The following is an 18,762-nucleotide window of genomic DNA, read 5'->3' on the forward strand; positions in this document are numbered from 1 at the left end:
TTTTTTATATTAAAAGTTTAAATTCAATCCTAACATATAGGTTGCTGTAATAGGATAGGTTCCTTTATCCAATCCTTTACTCTGAATTCTCCCCCCAACAGAAGGATTGTACCCTGTATATTTTGTAAATGTTAACGGGTTTTGAGCTGTTGCATATACTCTAAACTTAGAAATACCTCCTAATTTTTCTAATACAGATTTTGACAAACTATATCCTAAAGTAATCGCTTTTAATCGTACATAACTACCATCTTCTAGCCATAAATCCGTATTACCATTATAATTATAATGAGATTTAATTTGATTTCTAAACGCTGGTATTGTACTTGTTGGGTTTAAATCAGACCATTGATATATTAAATCTTCATGACGTCCATACCCAAAAGCAGTTGCTTTAGATCCATTCATAATCTCCTGTCCTACAGACGCATACCAATTCATAGAAATATCAAAATTTTTATAATACGCATTTAAATTATATCCTAATTCGTATTTGGGCAATCCACTCCCTCTATAGGTTCTATCATCATTCGTAATTTTACCATCTTTATTAGTATCAACAATAACCAAATCCCCCATTTTTGCTTGAGGATTAATCATTTGATATGTTGCCAATTTCTCACTTGTATTAACAACACCGTCTGTTGAATAAATAAAGAAAGCTCCAGCCTCATATCCTTTAGCAATTGCTGTAATTTGCGATTGATCTTTTGCTCCAGAAATTAATCCTGAATCATTCATCATTGTAAACCTACCAAAGCCGTTTAATTTAGTAATCTTATTTTTGTTAGTAGTAAAGGTTCCTCTCATATTGAACTTGACCCTACCTACATTTAATCTATATTTTGCTGCTAACTCTACACCTCTATTGGTCATATTCCCTACATTCAAAGTAATTCCAGAATTGTTAGTTGCTCCCGTAGACCCTGATAAAGTAATAGGGAATAACATATCACTATTGGTTTTGTGATAATATTCAGCAGTAAATGTAAATTTGTTTTTAAAAAAACTTAAATCTATTCCTAAATTACTCTGAATAGATGTTTCCCATTTTAACTCTTTATTGGCATATCCGTTTTGAATATTACCATTGGTTAAATTATCACTTCCAGAACGTCCATAAGCGTATTGATAATCGGTTGTAAAAGTAGGTTGATACACATAATCACCAACTCTTTGATTCCCCACTTTACCATAAGAGGCTCTTAATCTAAAATTATTAATAGTTGTCTTATAAGAATCCCAAAAATTTTCATCGGAAATGTTCCAAGCCATGGAAGCAGATGGAAATATAGCTGACCTACCATCTACATCAAATCTAGAAGAAGCATCTCTTCTTACACTTGAACTAAATATATATTTCCCTTTGTAGTTGTATTGTAAACGATATAACAATCCAAATGTTCTACTTGTATAATCTGGACCTGAACTTACATTATAATTTAATGTAGTTCCATTTAATACTTTTACATCATTATTAATAACTCTAGATCCACTAGCTGTAAACTTTTCCGTATTATATTTTTCATAGGTGGTACCTAACGTTATAGCAATCTTATGATTTTTATTTATGTTTAAGTTATAATTAGCAAAAAGATTAAAGGTATTGTTAATCTTTTTCTGTCCTGAATTTCCAACACCACTACTTGTAGATTGGCTAATCTCTTGATCTGTAACAGCATTAATAATTTGTTGATATGGTCTAAAGCTATGTCCATATTCAAAGTATGAAGATGTTCCATATCTTGTTGTAATTGTTAAATTATCTGTAAGGTCATATGATAAATTAAATGTAGTACTTGCTCTTAATGAATTTATTGTATTTTCATTTCTAAAGCTATTAATCGCTGACTGTAAATTATTACCCGTACTTCCCCCTGTTGTGTAAATAATATCACTTAAATCTACGTCATCTACATCCACACTTAATGGAGAATATTTTATAATCTGTGAAGTCAATCCTCCTGGAGACTTTTGATTTTTTTCATTTGTAATTGCTACTATGGCATTAATTTTCAATTTTCCCTTCTTATATCCAGTATTCGCTCTAATATTAAAACGTTCAAACTCTGATTTTACGATGGTTCCTTTTTGTTTATAAAACCCAGTTGTCACATTGTAATTAATACTTTTCGAACCTCCTGAAATAGTTAAAGTATGATTTTGTGTAGGTCTATTGTTTAAAATTACATTATCAAATAGGTCTGAATCATTCTTGTATGCAGACTGAAATCGATCGAATCCAAAATTTAATTGGTCATCGGCCAATCCTAACCCATTTGTATTTCTTCTTTGTAACATTATAAAATATAATTGTTGATTGGCATCCATCAGACGTGTTGGAGTACCATTAATTGTTTTAATACCATAACTTGAATTAATATTAACCTTTAAGGCTCCATCCTCTCCTTGTTTGGTAGTAATTAAAATTACTCCTCCTGCTCCTCTGGTTCCATAAATAGCAGTAGAAGCTGCATCCTTTAAAACATCTATTGACTCTATAACATTTGGCGGAATTCTAGGATTTCCTTCTTGCATTACCCCATCTACTACATACAAAGGTTCATTACTTCCTGTTAAGGATGTAATCCCTCTAATTAAAATCTCTGAATCTCCTCCTGGTTCTGCACTATCTACTACATTTACTCCTGATACTTGGCCCTGTAGTGCATTTCCAAGATCAGATGTAACAATATTTTCTATATCCTCTGATTTTACTCTTGCGACAGCTCCTGTTATTTCTTTTTTCTTTACAGCTCCATATCCAATCAAAACAACTTCATCTAGCTCAGTATGATCAGGAGTTAGAGTTATATTCAACACTTTTTTTCTAACTGTTATGGTTTTAGAAACCATCCCTAAATACTTGAACTCTAAAATATCTCCACTTTTAGCTTTGACACTATATTGACCATCAAAATCTGTTGTTGTAGTAATTTTAGTTCCTAGTTTAAACACAGTTACTCCTATTAATGGTTCACCATCTTCAGAGTTAGTGACTATACCTGAAACTTTTTCTTGCTGTGCATATGTCTTAGTATTAAGACATACAAATGACAAAAACATGAAAAGAAATATTTTTCCCCATATTGTTTTTGGTTTAATTATTCTAAAATTCTTCATTTAATTAATTTTTGTTTTTAGTACCCTTAAATTTTTGTTCCAACAAACTCAAACTCCGCAAAAACATTAATTCATTTTTAATAAAAGATAATTTCATCATACTCATAAAATTTAATTTAATTTAATTTAATTTATACATCAAGCTCTTTAAACTGTTTTTAAAACACGTAAAACCACTATTAATTGATTAAACAATCATAAAAAACCATATTTAATAGAATATTGACAAAAACAAATTTCTTTTATATAAATCTCTAGATTATGTTTAATTGTAAATAATATGCGTCTTTCCGTAAAAAACAATTTATTTTTAATTATATGTATTAAACCTTTTGCTTTTTAATTAATCTTTATAGGTGTACTTAACATAGCATTTATAAAGCAAAAACCCCAAGCTTACTATAGTTTAAAGTAGGCTTGGGGACTTTCTAAATCCTCTATTTTATATATTTACTAATCTCCTTTGTTACTTTTAAATTTTTCTAAACCATTATTAACGTATTGACCAGGAGTGACATTATATTTATCCTTAAACACTTTACTAAAGTGAGATCTACTCTTAAAACCAGTTGCAACAAACACTTCATTCACTGTCATTTTTTCTCGAACTAAAAACTCAGCTGCTTTTTTTAATCTAAAGTCTTTTAACAATTCAAATGGAGTTTGGTTTGTGATTTCTTTTACTTTTTGATAAAAATGTGTTCTATTTAAATACAAATGCTTGGCTAAATTATCTATATCTAAATCTTTATTATCTAAATTTTCTAAAATCAAACCGTATAATTTTTCTATAAAAATCATATTCTTTTTAGAATCTGTACTTTTTTCTAACTCTAATGGAAAGTCTATTTTAAAACGCTCTCTTAATTGTTTTCTATTTCTTAATAAAGATTCTATGGTTGAAATTAACTGTTGTGTGTTAAATGGTTTTTTAATGTAAGCATCTGCTCCTTCTTCTATTCCTTGAATTTGTTCTTCTGTAGAAATACACGCTGTTAATAACACTACTGGTATGTGACTTGTTTTTACATTACTTTTAATGGCTTTACACAATTCAAACCCATTTAACTCAGGCATTAAAACATCACTTAACACAATGTCTGGCCATTCGTTTTCTAAAGCATTTAAACACTCTGATCCGTTTGCAAAAGAGGTTACATTGAAAAAGTTTGTTAAAATTTCGGTTACAAAATTTCTCATATCAACATTATCTTCTGCATAAAATATTTTTGCTTGTGCAAAAGCTTCATCAGATTTTATTGCATTAAAATCAACTTCTTCATACACTGCTAATGTACTGTCTTCTAGTTTTTCTTCCTGAAGTAGCACTTCTTCTATTTGAGAGGTATCATTAACCTCTTCTACAATAATAGGTAGCTTTAAATGAATTTCTGTTCCTTTACCTAATTCACTTTCGGCATGTATGTATCCATAATGCATTTCTACCAAACGTTTAGAAAAAGCAAGACCAATTCCAGATCCTCCTATATATTCTTTCGTCATTCTTTTTGATTGATAAAAACGATCGAAAATATTAGGCAAATCTTCAGGAGAAATTCCTTTTCCTGTATCTTTAAAAGATAGAATTAAGTTTGAATCTTCTACTTTATAATTAATTTCTATAGTATCTCCAGATTTGGTGTACTTAAAAGAGTTGCTAAACAAATTATTAAATACTTTTTCTAACTTGTCTTTATCTGCAGACACATAGGTTTCTTTTTGAGAGCTCTTAGTTATTAAAAACTCTTTATTTTCTTTTTTAGCTAAAAATTTAAAATCTGACGATAAATTTTCTACAAACGTATCAAAACAAAATGTTTCATAATTCATTTTTAATTGACGTTCATCAGATTTTTGAAATTGATTTACTTGATCTATTAACTGAGAAATTCTTTTAGATTGTCTTTGAACAATTCCTAATTTATCAACAATATCTACAGGTTCCCCTGCTTTTAGTTTTGACAATAGAAAATCTATAGGTCCCGAAATTAAAGCTACAGGTGTTTTAATCTCATGGGTAATGTTAGAAAAAAAGCGAAGTTTAGATTCATTTAAATCTTTAAGATTGTCTATTTCTAACTGCTCTATTTCTAAATTGTGATTTAACTTTTGAATTTTAAAGAAAATTTGAAACACTAAATAAATAATACCAAACCCAAACAATACATAAAGCATATATGCAACATTCGATTTCCAGAATTCTGGATGTATTTTTATTCTTAGTTCCTTGGGAACCGTCCATTCTTGCAATGAGTTAGATGCTTTTACCAACAATTTATAACTTCCTGACTGCAAACCATTAAATTCTATTATATTCTGACCGCTTTTTAGCTCAACCCAATTTTCGTGAAGGGGAATTAACTTGTATTTTATAGAACGATTTTTATAACTAGAGTAATGCAATGGTACCACTTCTACAGAAAACACATTTTGATGATGGTTTAATTCTAGTTCTGCTCCGTTGGTTAAGTGTTTGTTTAAAAGTACTTTTCCTTCTATAGTATCTGTAGGTTTTACAACTTGATTGTAAATTCTAAAATCTCCAAATTCCAACCTAGGCAAAGGTTCTTTTTGTTCTATTTCTTTAGGATTAAAATAACAGAAACCATGATTTCCTACAAAAACAAACTGTGTTTCTGATAATTTAATTGAATTGTAATGAAAATCTTCAAACGGCAAACCATCTTCTGTTGTAAAAGTTCTAAATGTTTGCTTTTTAACATTAAATTTATTTAAACCAATATTGGTAGATATCCATAAATTATAATCTTCATCGTAAATAATACTCTTAACAACGTTGTTAGACAAACCATCATTTTCTGTAAATGGAATAAATTTAGGGGTTGAATTGCTATTTTCTACTTTACAAATACCACCACCTTCTGTTCCAATCCATAATTGATTATTGGGCAATCTTACAATTGAGGTTACAAAATTGTTAGAAATTGCATCCTTATCGTATTTATTGGTCATATAATTGTCTATCGTAAATTCCTTAATAGGTTTGTTTTTCTCTAACTTAATTCTTAACAAACCACTCACCTTATCTGCAACCCACAAAAAGTTGTATAAAGGATCTACATAAAGACATTTATAGGTTGAATAACTTTTATTATCATACGCTGCGTTTTCTTTTAGACTTTCTATGTTCTTAACATTTCCTTTTTCATCAATATTTATTTTAATAATATCATGTACATATGATATCCAAATATTACCGCTTTTGTCTTCTACAACATCTTTAATACCTCCTAAATATTTTTTAGAAACCTCTATTTTTTCTACATGTATGCTTCCTTTTTTTATTCTTCCTACAATCTCCTTTTTCCCTCTAGAAACCCCCAACCATTTGGCCTCTCTAGAATCTACAAACATAACTCCAGATCTTTCTTTATCGCTTTTAGACAAGTCACTAACCACAGAGCTATAAGTTCTAGTTTCTGTATTATAGGTTTTAAAAGAATCACCTTTAGCTCCTAAAAAAAACTCTGTTTTATTTAGAGGAACCAAGTCTAAAAAGTTCTTTAATTTTATTTTTTCACTATAAAAAGGATTTTCCTTTAAATCTAAAATAGTTACTCCGTTATCAAAAGAACCAATCCAACAATGTCTGTTATTAAAAGTTTGAATGGTACTCATACGTGTTTTCTCCAAGCAAAACATTTTCTTGAAATTATCTTCAGAATTTGCTTTACTTAGTTTATCTACATCATTTACTTTTATAATACCATTTCTAATTTGACCTAACCAAAGTTGACCATCGTTATCTATGTTTGCACAAAAAAACTGATAGTCTTTAAATAAGTTGTCATGAACTATATAGGTGTATTTTTGGTTCTCTAAAAAATAATCTACAAAAGTAACTCCTCCATTACTTTTTCCTACATAAAAAGTGTCATCATCCAATTTATGAATAAAACTTGTACCATAAACTCCTTTTAACTCTACTAATTTTATTTTTTTAGTAACAATATTAAAGTTGATTAGGTACTCTGAAGTAGCAAATAAATAATTTTCTTTATCTAAAGCTATTCCGTTATAAACAATACTTCTTTGTCTATTTATTTCTGAATTGATGAATTGATAACTACCTTGAAAACTAAAATCTTCGTTAAATACTACCAGACCACTACCTTCGGTTGTACAAATAATTTCTCCTGTACTAGGGTGAATGATAATACTCCTAATGATAGGTTCTTCTAACAAATTTTTTGATTTGTTACTAAAAATTTTTGAAAACTTTTCGGTTTCTAAATTGTAAATTGACAAACCTTTATCTGTTCCTATTAATAGATTCCCCGAAGCATCTTCATTTATACATCGTACTCTATTACTACTTAATATTTCTTTTTTGTAAGTATTTTTGTACTGCTTAATTTTAAATCCATCATATTTATTCAATCCATCGTAAGTAGCAATCCAAACAAACCCTCTAGAATCTTCAAAAATAGAGGTCACTCCATTATGGGTTAATCCATTGGAAATATTAAGTGATTTTAATTTATTTAACTTAGACTCTTGTGAAAATACAAGACAGGAGAAAACAAGAAACAACAGGATTAGTGTATTCTTTTTATTCATTCTTTTTGGTTTAAAAACAAATATATTATAAATATATTATTAAATATATACCTATTTCACAATTATAAAACCTTTTCCTATAAAAAAAGACAACCATACTGGTTGCCTTTTTATAGAAAAACATATTGTTTTTAGTTTAAAGAAAAAGTTTCATTAAACCTTGGCATGTTGTATTGTTTCCATAGTTCTCCTTCTTCTATAGAATGAAACCATTTGGGCTCTTTATTGGTTTTACTCCATTTTTCTGCCTCTTTCACCAAATTTTGTAAAATTTTTGGATGCTGAGTGCTCAAATCATTTTGTTCTCGAATGTCTTTTTCTATATTAAACAATTGCCATTTTTTTGTTCCTACTTTAACCGCTTTCCATTCATTTTTTCTAGCAGCTACATCACTCAAGCCTGTTCTGTGTCTTAAAATATATAACATATCATCTTTATGTGGATTTTTGTTTGCTTTTACATCACACCAAACATCTTTTCCTGCTAATTTTTTATTTTTAGAAACATCTACTTTAGCCAAACCTGCAAAAGTTGGATAAAAATCTATTGCTGAAACTGGATGTGTAAACACTTGTCCTGCTTTTACTTTTTGTGGCCAATGAAAAAACATTGGAACTCTAAAACCACCTTCATAAACACTTCCTTTCTCTTCTCTTAGCGGGTAATTATTAGCAGCACCTGTATGTAACTTCCCACCATTATCGCTTAAAAACACAATTAAGGTGTTTTCAAATTCATTTGTTTTTTTTAAAGTTTCTACCAATTTACCTACTCCTCTATCTACGGCATAAACCATTGCAGCGTAAGTTCTACGTTTTACATCTTTAATAGAATTAAATATTTTCATATCATCTTCTTTAGCTTCTAAAGGTAAATGAGGTGCGTTGTAAGCTAAATACAAAAAGAAAGGTTGTTCTTTTTGAGCTGCTTTATTAACAAACGTAACAGCCTCTCTAGAAAAAGCATCGGTAATGTATTCCGTTTCTTTTACTTGTTTTCCGTTATATTCCAAGGGAGTTAAGTAATCCATAATATTTTTATTCCCAGCTGCTTTTTGCTTTTCATAAATAGGTCTGTATTTTTCCGGAAAATATCGATGCCCTCCACCTAAAAAACCAAAAAACTCATCGTATCCACGGTTGTTAGGATGGAATTGTTTATTAGATCCTAAATGCCATTTCCCAACAGCTCCGGTATAATAACCAGCTTGTTGTAATTCTTTGCTGATGAACTTTTCTGTAAGTGGAATACCAATATGAAATCTTTCGCTATTTCTAATTAAATTGAACTGCGCTCCCATAACATGGGAATATTGACCCGTCATGATACTAGTTCTACTTGGTCCACAGAAAGGATGTGCTACATATGCCGATGAAAATATAGTACCTGAATGTGCCAGTTTATCAATATTGGGAGTAATAATATCTTTTGATCCGTTAAAACCAACATCATTATAGCCCAAATCATCACATAAAATTACTACAATATTTGGTCTCTTATCTTTTGCAAACACATTAGTTACCGTTGCTAACAATGTTAATGAAACCAACAGTCCTTTTTTAATCTTATTTTTCATTTGTTACTAATTAAATCATTTTGTGGAAACTTATCATATTCAATTACAATACACTTTTAAAATTCTTGATAATAAAAAAAACAGGTGTATCACTTCTTACAATCAAGAAACACCTGTTTTTGTTATGTATTGTTAAAACCTTATTGCTGATTCCAAAGAACAGGTAACCAAACAGACATTTCTGATTTTCCTCTATTTGCCCAAGAGAAATAAGGAACTAATTGTATGTTTTTAGTTTCCCATGTAGGTTTTGTTACCTCATTGTACATGGCCTCATTTTTATCTTTACGAATTGCCAACGCTCCTGAAATGGTTGTAATTCCTCCTAAAAAGTCTGATTTATAATTGGCTGTTAATTTAGAGTTAAAAGGTAAATACACATCTAATATATCTGTGTTTTTAGGTAAATCTGGAGTTTCTACACAATAAACAACTGGTCCTCTTTTAACAGCAGCTTGATTTCTTACTTCTTCTATTAACGGATTTCCTTCTAACAATTTAATATCCATTGGCATGTCTAAAGTAATTACATCTCCTTTTCTCCATTTTTTATTTAAAGTAAGATAAGTTCCAGGTACAACTTTATTAGCTGTATTTTTACCGTTTATTTTTACTGTAGTTCCTTTAGCCCATTCTGGTATTCTTACCAAAATATCAAAAGCATCTCTTTTAGCTTTTTTAACGGTTAACTCTACTTTTCCTTTCCAAGGATATTGACTTTCCTGAACCAATTCTAACTTAGAACCATCTAACATTTTTGTGGCTAATTTATTTCCACCGTAAAGATTTACAGCCACTCCGTTATTGGTTAAACTATATGCCCATCCTGATAATTTTGCAATAGTACGTACTAAGTTTGGTGGACAACAAAAACACGGAATGTAAGGCTGACGAACATCAAATTCAGTATCGTTTCCTGGGTCATATCCTTTATGACTTACACGTAATGGATTTGCATAAAAATAATCTTTACCTTCAATACTTATTCCAGACAAAGCACTATTAAACAATACTAATTCCATAATATCTGCATACTTAGCTTCACCATGAACTCCTAACATACGGTAACTAAACATAGAGTTACAAATGTTCGCACAGGTTTCATTATAAGCCGTTAAGTTAGGCATCATGTATTCATTAATAAATCCTTCATGTACCATATCTACATGTGATGATACTCCATGATGTGTTTGCCCTACAGCTCCAGTTACATACATTTTTTTATCAACTACATTCTCCCAAAGTCTATCCAAAGCATCAATCAATGCTTGTTCTCCTGTTTCTGCATATACATCGGCAGCTCCTGCATAAAAATACAATGCCAATACTGCATGTCCTTCTGCTGTTTTAGATTTTCTTAGCGGAGTACGTTCCTGCACCATATCTCCAATAAACTTATAGTTAGCTACCTTTGCTGGTGCCACTTTAGACTTTCCTCTTAAATTGATAAATAGCTCTGCCAACTTTAAATATTTCTCATTTTTAGTAGTTCTATACAATTCTACCAACCCCATTATTTGTGTTTGGTTAAATCCAAAACGTTTTAAATCTCCTTTAGGTTCAGGCATAAATTTACTATATAGAAAATCTGCATTTTTAATAGCAATATCTAAAAAATTGGTTTTTCCTGTTATTCTATTATGAATACATGCGCTGGTGTATAAATGTCCAAAATTATACATTTCATGATGCTGTCTGTTTCCAAAGCGCTCCATATCATCTTCTGTTTGAACCTTTGTGTGCAAATAGCCATCTGGTTCTTGAGCATCGCCAATAATATCTATGTATGCATCTAACTCTTTTAGAATTTTAGGATCTTTATTATTGGCATAAATATACATAGCGGCTTCCATCCACTTGTAAAAATCACCATCGTGCCACTTCATCCCTTTGTGCTTTCCTTCTTTAAGTCCTGCTGCAATTTTAAAATTATTCAACGCATGTCCCACATCACCTGTTAACAACTCCCCCATATGCGGAACCATGGTTTCTTGCGCTACTTTAAATTTTTCTGCCCAAAAACCTTCGGTCCATTGACAATCGCCAATATCTACACTTTTAAATTTTACGTTTGGACTTTTTGTGTTATTTATAATTCCTTTATGCTGCGCACTTGCAACATTTATAAAAAACAAACCAACTATTCCTAAAATAACTTTTCTCATATTAAAATATTTATTAAAAATTATAACTTTTATACACATCAAAATTGCCTGAATAAAACAGAAGTATTACTCACTTTTTTATTTGGGCAATAAACCTACACAAAAGCTCTCATATACGATTCTAAAATCTCTCTCAGGTTTAATTAAAATCAAAATAATACTGTATTTGGTTTATCCTTGTAAACACTAGTTTTTACGATGTTTTTTGTTTTTACATATAAAGCTTAAAAACATCAAAATAGTACTACTATAGGCTAAACAAAGTAACAAATCAGTAATAAAAAAGCTGTTATTTTGCTATATACCAGAAACTATCCTTTTTTATTTACAAATAACACAATTAAAAAACAGAAAAACCAAAGACTATCTAAAACAAGAAACCTCTTAATTTCTTTTTTTAAAAAATCAAAAAAGTGTCAGTATCAAGTAAAACCAAAATAGCTTGTAAAGCTACAAGCAACCTTAAATCTAAACTAATTTATGATGAAATTATTTTTTTTTAATAACGAAACAGTCTTTTTACGGAGAACAAACTTGATAAAAATAAGGACGAAAAATACTAAGAATAAAAATTAATTAAATGGAGAATTTTAAAATAATTGAAATAATAACAATTTGGAAAAAAACATTTCTTTTTGTGTTTTTTTCATTTGTGTGTTTTCATGGAGAATTATACGCACAACAAGGAACAGTTTCTGGTACCGTAACCAATTCCGAAGATGGTGAACCTTTAATAGGGGTAACGGTTTTTAAATTAGGAACTAAAGTTTTTACCACAACAGATTTTGATGGACAATATAATATTAAAGCTAAAGATGGAGATATTTTAGAATTTAAATATTTAGGAATGCTTTCTAAAACTATAACGGTTAGAAATAACATTTTGAATGTGGCCTTAGCTCCTGATCAAACTGAATTAGAGGAAGTAGTTTTAATTGGGTACGGAGCTGTAAAGAAAAAAGAAATTACAGGTGCCGTCGCTAATGTAAAGTCTGAAGATATTGAAAACATTGTCACTTCTGACTTAGGAAATGCTTTACAAGGTCAAGTATCAGGGGTAAGCGTTGTCGCTAGTGCCGAACCAGGAGGAGATTCCGATATCTTAATTAGAGGAGTTACATCATTAACGGGAAGTAACGAACCTTTATATGTAGTAGACGGTGTAATGCAAGAAGGAAATCCTAGAATTCCACCAAACGTAATAGAATCAATAGACGTATTGAAAGATGCAGCATCTACAGCTATTTATGGAACTAGAGGTGCAGGAGGAGTAATTTTAATTACTACCAAAAAAGGTGAAGAAGGTGCGTTAAAAGTAAATATCAATTCAACATACGGTATTCAAAGTATTAATGGTACTCCTACAGCTTTAATGAATGCAAATCAACAATTGTATTCTGAAATTTTATTAAAAAGAAACTTAGATGCTACTGGTTTAGGAGACGATCAATTAAACCTAGGATACGGTTTGTATGTAAGCGCATATAGGAATAATTCTAGCTTATTCGATGATATTGTATTAGACAACCAACCCACACAAAACCATTCAGTAAGTATATCTGGAGGAGCTAAAAGCATTAATTACAATATAACCGCTGGTTTTTACAAACAAAAAGGTACTCTTGTAAAATCTGACTTTCAACGTTTCAATATTAGAGCTAATACGGGTTATAAAAAAGGAAAATGGGATTTAAGAACAATTGTAGGAATCACCTCCGAAGAAAGTCAATTAGCTCCTTGGGGTTTAACAAGCCAAATTATTAAGTTTTCACCTTTAACTCAAGGTTTAGAAGATAACAATTTAGATGATGAACTTATTGTTCCTTCTGGTGGAGCTGCAAATAATTTCACATCAGCTTTACGTGCATTTCAACAAGAAAATCAAAGAAGTAATCTAAAAGCAACAACCACATTCAGTTTATCTTATAATTTTACAGATAAACTAACTATTACAAGCCGATATGGAATAAATTCAAATTATCAATACGAACATGGTTTTATGCCGTTTCAGCAAGTATCAGATGTTTTTGGAAATTCACAAAGTCAATCACAAAGTAGTGGTGTTACTAACTCTGCTAATAAAAGCATTAGCAATACATTTAATTTATATACAAACTATAAATTAGACTTTAATAAGAATCATCATGCCGTATTTACTTTAGGTACAACATTTGAAAAATATACTAGAGAATATTTTTCCGCAAGAGGATCTGGAGTAGCCAACAATGATGTAAAAGTTTTAGACGGTACTACTTTAAACTTTGTAGTGGGTTCAGGACCTGACTATGTAAGTAAGACTTTTGGATTGCTATATCGTATGCAATATAACTACAAAGGTAAATATGTATTTAGTTCTAGTATAAGAAGGGATGCCTCTTCTAAGTTCGATATAGACTCTCGATCAGCATACTTTCCATCCGCTTCTGTAGCATGGAATATCTCTGATGAGGATTTTTGGAATACATATAAAAAAAATATAAATAATTTTAGATTAAGAGTTTCTTATGGTAAAGTAGGTAACCAAAGAGTGGGAGATTATATATATCAATCTACCTTTATAACCGATTATCAGTACGCTTATGGTAGATCCGGAGAAGACAATCTTACAAATGGTAATATTCAAAGCGGGTATGCTAACAAAGAATTAAAATGGGAAACATCTATTCAAAGTAACTTAGGGATTGATTTAGGTTTTTTTAAAAACAAATTAACCTTTACAGCAGAATACTATCATAAGACTAATAACGACATGTTATTTCCTATTACTTTACCAGGTCACACAGGAGCAAGTAACAATCCTAATATTATTTTAAATGTTGGAAGCATGACTAATCAAGGTATTGAATTAGCTACAAGATATAAAACTAACATAGGTAAAGTATGGATAAATATGAATGGTACTTTTACAACAAATAAAAACAAAATCAAGAGTTTAGCTGGTTTTGGTAGATTTACTATGGCTAATGATTGGGGATTAATATCAGGTGCTAAAGACCAATCTCAAGTTACAGCGTTTGCTAAAGGATATCCTGCAGGAGCATTCTTTATTTATACAACAGATGGTATTATCAACACTAGCGAAAAGCTAGCTGATTATCAAAAATTGAATCCACAAGCTAGAATGGGAGATTTAAGATTAGTAGACACCAATCAAGATGGAAAGATCAGCAATGACGATAGAACTTATAGAGGGAGTGGATTACCTAAATATGAATTAGGATACAACTTTAGTGCTTATTACAAAAGTTTTGATTTTACCATGAATTGGTTTGCTGCTATTGGACAAAAAGTAATGAACGGGTCTAAAGCTACAGCTTTTGCATATGGAAGAGCGGAAGCCTTAGTTGATCAATACTCTATTGAAAACCCAGTAACATCTGTTCCTGCGTTTAGAGGAGGTATTAAAATTGGACCAAACTACAATGGATACACTGATCAATGGTTGGAAGATGGTAGTTATTTAAGACTAAGAGCAGCGACTGTTGGGTATAGTTTTTCAAAACAAACTTTAGAAAAACTTGGAGGTATTTCTAAATTTAGAATATACGCAACAGCTCAAAACCCATTAACAATTACAAAATATACTGGATATAACCCTGCTATCGGGGGAAGTATTCAAAGTAGAGGTTTGGATAGAGGTGCCTACCCTTTAACGGCAACTTATATGTTAGGACTTAATTTAAACTTTTAATATTAAAAAACAAGGATGATGAAATATATGAAACTAAAAAATATCATAGTGGTTTTTATGTTATTAGGTTTGCTGTCTTGCTCAGACGAATCATTAACGGAAATTAATCCAAACCAACCACAAGTAAGTTGGGAAAACTTATCAGATACACAAAAAGGACTAAACTCAGTATATAATTCCCTATTAAATGAAGACTTACTAGGAATTGTAGAAGAAGCATGGAGATCAGACATGGGGTATCCTGGTTACGGAAGACCTATCCCAAGAAACACCATAGCTACTGTTATGTACAATCAAACATACACTAACAACTATCAATACATAGGAGAAAAATGGGATGCTTGTTATACAACTATTTATTACGCAAACCAAGTCATTGAAGGTTTAAACCAAGTAAAAACTAAAATTGACGATACTCAATTAAATTCTTGGACTACACAAATGGGACAAGCTAGATTTATTAGAGGACTGATGTATTTTTATTTACATTCTTTATACAATGAAGGTAAAGTAATTCTTTTAAATGAAATAGAAACTGTAAGCTCTGGATTTGGAAAAGATATATCCTCTTCTTCTGAAGTTAAAACATATTTTAGAGAAGATCTAGAATATGCTTATGCTAATTTACCTGAATCATATAACGATAATTATTTAGGAAGTGCAACCAAATGGGCAGCAGCAACAGCTTTAGGTACATCTTATTTATACGAAGCAACAGACGGTCCTGATGCTACAGGTGACTACTCAAAGGCGATGACTTATTTTGATGCAATTATTAATAGTAATAAATATGAATTGGTTACTGATTATTCTTTAATGTTTACTAAAGAAGGAGAATTTAATAAAGAATCTATTTTTGAATTAGCATATAACACAGAACACAGACAAAACTTTAAAGTTTGGGATGCTGGAAAAATGTCTAACGGTCTATCTTATAATGCAACTGGATCTAACGGTTATTATATGCCTGCTTGGTTGATACATGCTTATAAAAACGAAAAAAAAGACATGAATGATGCTAGAAACTTTTACGAAGAACCCGATGGTAGTGCAACTATAGAAAGACCTGTTTCTTTAAGAGCTTCAACTATGGTTTCTTTAGTGAATGACGAATTATCTGACTATGGAGGACAAAAAACTCCTGATGCATTAAGAGCTAGGTTAGGAAACGGAGAATACGGATTTGGTTATTATAGAAAATATATAGATTTTGATACCTCTGACCCTAGAGGCCCTCAAAGTAGTGGTTCAAATGTAGTAGTATATAGACTAGCAGAAGTATATTTAATGCAAGCTGAATGTAAAATTCAAACAGGAGATCTAGCTGGTGGTTTGAAATTGATTAACAAAGTAAGACACAGATGGGCTTTAGAATTATTAGGAGTGCCTGATAGTGAATTTTCTGGAGCAGGTTTTGAATCTGATCAAGATGGAGACGGTATTGTAGATGCTGGATATGTTCCGTACACTAAAGAAACCTTAATGGATCGATTAATGTATGTAGAAAAACCTTTAGAAATGTCTGTTGAGGGACAAGCAACTCGTTGGATTGATTTAAGAAGATGGGGAATTATAAAAGATAATTTTCAGAAATTAGCTGGATTAACTTATTATGCGAATCCATATGCCTACCCTAGCAGAGATCCTATTACAGGGATTAAAAAAGGAGGTACTACAACAAGTAAACCTTCAGATATATTCTCTACAAATGACAACCCTACTATAACCCCTAACACAATAACAATAGATTATGAATACGATCAAGCTAGTTCTAATTACAACTCTTCTGTAAATGATTATTATCCAATACCATTAACCGAGATTTTAAGAAACCCAGCTTTAAACTAATTTAATAGAAAAATATGAAAAATATTAAACATAAATTACATCTCATTTTCACCCTTTTAATTTTTATAGGGTGTAGTGATGATAAAGTAACCGATTTAGATGATTTTCAAGCAGCTACATGGTCTATTTCTGAAGGTTATGGCCAAGCAGAAAATACTGGTATTGATTATTACAAAAACATAGAGGACTACATTTCTTTTGTTGATTTATCTCAAAATGCTCTAACTCATCAATGGATTATTAATGAAGAAAACAATTTTTTGAAACCTGATTTTAAAGACACTGATGACTTATCTGCTTATGTTTATCCCAATTTAACAACAATCTCAACACACAAAGCAGCACATGTATTATTTAATAAGAGTGGTGTTAATGAAGTAACATTAAAAAATACATTTAAGGATTCTGTAAACTTCTATGGAAAAGTATTAATACCTTCTGTAAAAAAAGAAAATGTGTACGAAATTACACGCACCTGGAAAGTAGATGTATTTGCTAAAATTGAACCACAAGTTAAAATATCTGACAAAAACGGTGTAGAACTATACAACAGTAAAACAGGACTTATACCAACAGACTCAATTATTGTTTTAGAATATGGTGAGAAATTGACTTATGAAGACATTACTACAGTTGGACGACCTAATTCAAATAGTTGGTCTGTACCAAGTTCCAGTGAAAAAACAGCTGCAGGAGTTAAAACTATTGATTTTTCATTCTTTAAACTAGGGATTACAAACGCAGGATCATTAACTGTTGGTAGAACAGAAACTAATACAACTCCACTATCTAAAAATATAAAGTATGATATTGGGGTAAAAATTAATGTTGTTCCTTCTAGTCAACCATTTGTTGTCTTAAATAATAGTATTACAAGAACAGCATCTAATAAAATCATATTAAATGTAAACGGAGGGTTGAAAACATTTACAGGACAAGAAAGTTTTTTCAAAGTACATGTTACAAATACTGACGCAGCGTTTGATCAAGATATTGTAGTTAATAAAGCTGCTGTTATTGGAACTGACAAAACAACCATTGAATTATCCTTAGCTTCTGACATTTATTCTTCCGATGATATTTATGTTTCTTTTGATGCTTCAGATGGTAATGGGATTATTAAATCTTTAGATGATAGAGTTTTAGAAACATTCACAAATCAAAAAGTACAATTTCAAAATTTACCAATTGCAGACAATTTAGCAGGATTTGAAACTGAAAATACTGACTTTAAACAAGCTTTTGCTAGTGGTTTTTGGGCTGGAAACTTAAATAATAATAGTTCTGGATATTATTATCAGCGTTCTACTGACAAAGGAGCAAATGGATCTTCAGCAAGTATGAAATTTACTGCAACTACACCATTTTTAAATAATTTAAATTTAAGTTATAATAGCTTTACGAAAAACGGTTTAGAGTCAGGAACTTATAAGTTTAGCATGCAAGTATTCAAAGAAACAGATATACAATCTATAAAAACAATTGTTAGTAATTCTAAAACTTCTGCATGGATTCAAAATGATATTGATATATCAAGCACCCCAACTGGTATATGGTCAACTATTACTGCAGAATTTACCATACCAAATGACCTAGATATAACAACACAGTTTCAAATAAGATATGTTAATGCTAATGGAAATCAAAATTTAACGGGAGAGCATATTATATATATGGATGACATTTCTTTTATAAAGATAGAACCTAGACCTTAATTTTTAATTATAATTCCTACTTCCTAGCAATCAAATTAAATCTAAGAAGTAGGAAATTTAAA

At 30.5% G+C, this 18,762-nt stretch carries 7 protein-coding genes; 3 read left to right on the forward strand and 4 right to left on the reverse strand.

The window, feature by feature from the left end; all coding sequences use genetic code 11:
• Positions 1 to 9 precede the first annotated feature (9 nt).
• From ACY2IJ_RS04530 to ACY2IJ_RS04545, 4 genes are all read right to left on the reverse strand, one after another.
• Positions 10 to 3,066, reverse strand: a complete 3,057-nt coding sequence (locus ACY2IJ_RS04530) for a SusC/RagA family TonB-linked outer membrane protein (RefSeq protein ID WP_476725968.1) — start codon at positions 3,064 to 3,066, stop codon at positions 10 to 12.
• Between the two features lie 510 nt (positions 3,067 to 3,576).
• Positions 3,577 to 7,704, reverse strand: a complete 4,128-nt coding sequence (locus tag ACY2IJ_RS04535) for a hybrid sensor histidine kinase/response regulator transcription factor (RefSeq protein ID WP_476725969.1) — start codon at positions 7,702 to 7,704, stop codon at positions 3,577 to 3,579.
• Between the two features lie 131 nt (positions 7,705 to 7,835).
• Complete coding sequence (locus tag ACY2IJ_RS04540; protein ID WP_476725970.1) at positions 7,836 to 9,281, reverse strand: sulfatase family protein; 1,446 nt, start codon at positions 9,279 to 9,281, stop codon at positions 7,836 to 7,838.
• A gap of 140 nt (positions 9,282 to 9,421) precedes the next feature.
• Complete coding sequence (locus ACY2IJ_RS04545) at positions 9,422 to 11,446, reverse strand: glycoside hydrolase family 127 protein (protein WP_476725971.1); 2,025 nt, start codon at positions 11,444 to 11,446, stop codon at positions 9,422 to 9,424.
• A 580-nt stretch (positions 11,447 to 12,026) separates the two neighbouring features.
• On the opposite strand from ACY2IJ_RS04545, the gene ACY2IJ_RS04550 reads away from it, so the two are divergent.
• Genes ACY2IJ_RS04550 through ACY2IJ_RS04560 form a run of 3 tightly spaced genes read left to right on the forward strand, consistent with a single transcriptional unit; the run spans position 12,027 to position 18,700 of the window.
• Entirely contained in the window at positions 12,027 to 15,137 is a 3,111-nt protein-coding gene (locus ACY2IJ_RS04550; protein WP_476725972.1) for a SusC/RagA family TonB-linked outer membrane protein, read from the forward strand.
• A gap of 18 nt (positions 15,138 to 15,155) precedes the next feature.
• A complete protein-coding gene (locus tag ACY2IJ_RS04555; RefSeq protein ID WP_476725973.1) occupies positions 15,156 to 16,985 on the forward strand; it encodes a RagB/SusD family nutrient uptake outer membrane protein in 1,830 nt (609 codons plus the stop codon).
• 14 nt (positions 16,986 to 16,999) lie between these two features.
• Positions 17,000 to 18,700, forward strand: a complete 1,701-nt coding sequence (locus ACY2IJ_RS04560; protein WP_476725974.1) for a hypothetical protein — start codon at positions 17,000 to 17,002, stop codon at positions 18,698 to 18,700.
• Positions 18,701 to 18,762 lie beyond the last annotated feature (62 nt).

This window comes from Wenyingzhuangia gracilariae (genome assembly GCF_056387575.1).

Coding starts and splice junctions, on each gene's coding strand:
- ACY2IJ_RS04550 (WP_476725972.1), top strand. CDS start 12,027: ATGGAGAATTTTAAAATAATTGAAATAATAACAATTTGGAAAAAAACA.
- ACY2IJ_RS04540 (WP_476725970.1), bottom strand. CDS start 9,281: ATGAAAAATAAGATTAAAAAAGGACTGTTGGTTTCATTAACATTGTTA.
- ACY2IJ_RS04530 (WP_476725968.1), bottom strand. CDS start 3,066: ATGTTTTTGTCATTTGTATGTCTTAATACTAAGACATATGCACAGCAA.
- ACY2IJ_RS04535 (WP_476725969.1), bottom strand. CDS start 7,704: ATGAATAAAAAGAATACACTAATCCTGTTGTTTCTTGTTTTCTCCTGT.
- ACY2IJ_RS04545 (WP_476725971.1), bottom strand. CDS start 11,446: ATGAGAAAAGTTATTTTAGGAATAGTTGGTTTGTTTTTTATAAATGTT.
- ACY2IJ_RS04555 (WP_476725973.1), top strand. CDS start 15,156: ATGAAATATATGAAACTAAAAAATATCATAGTGGTTTTTATGTTATTA.
- ACY2IJ_RS04560 (WP_476725974.1), top strand. CDS start 17,000: ATGAAAAATATTAAACATAAATTACATCTCATTTTCACCCTTTTAATT.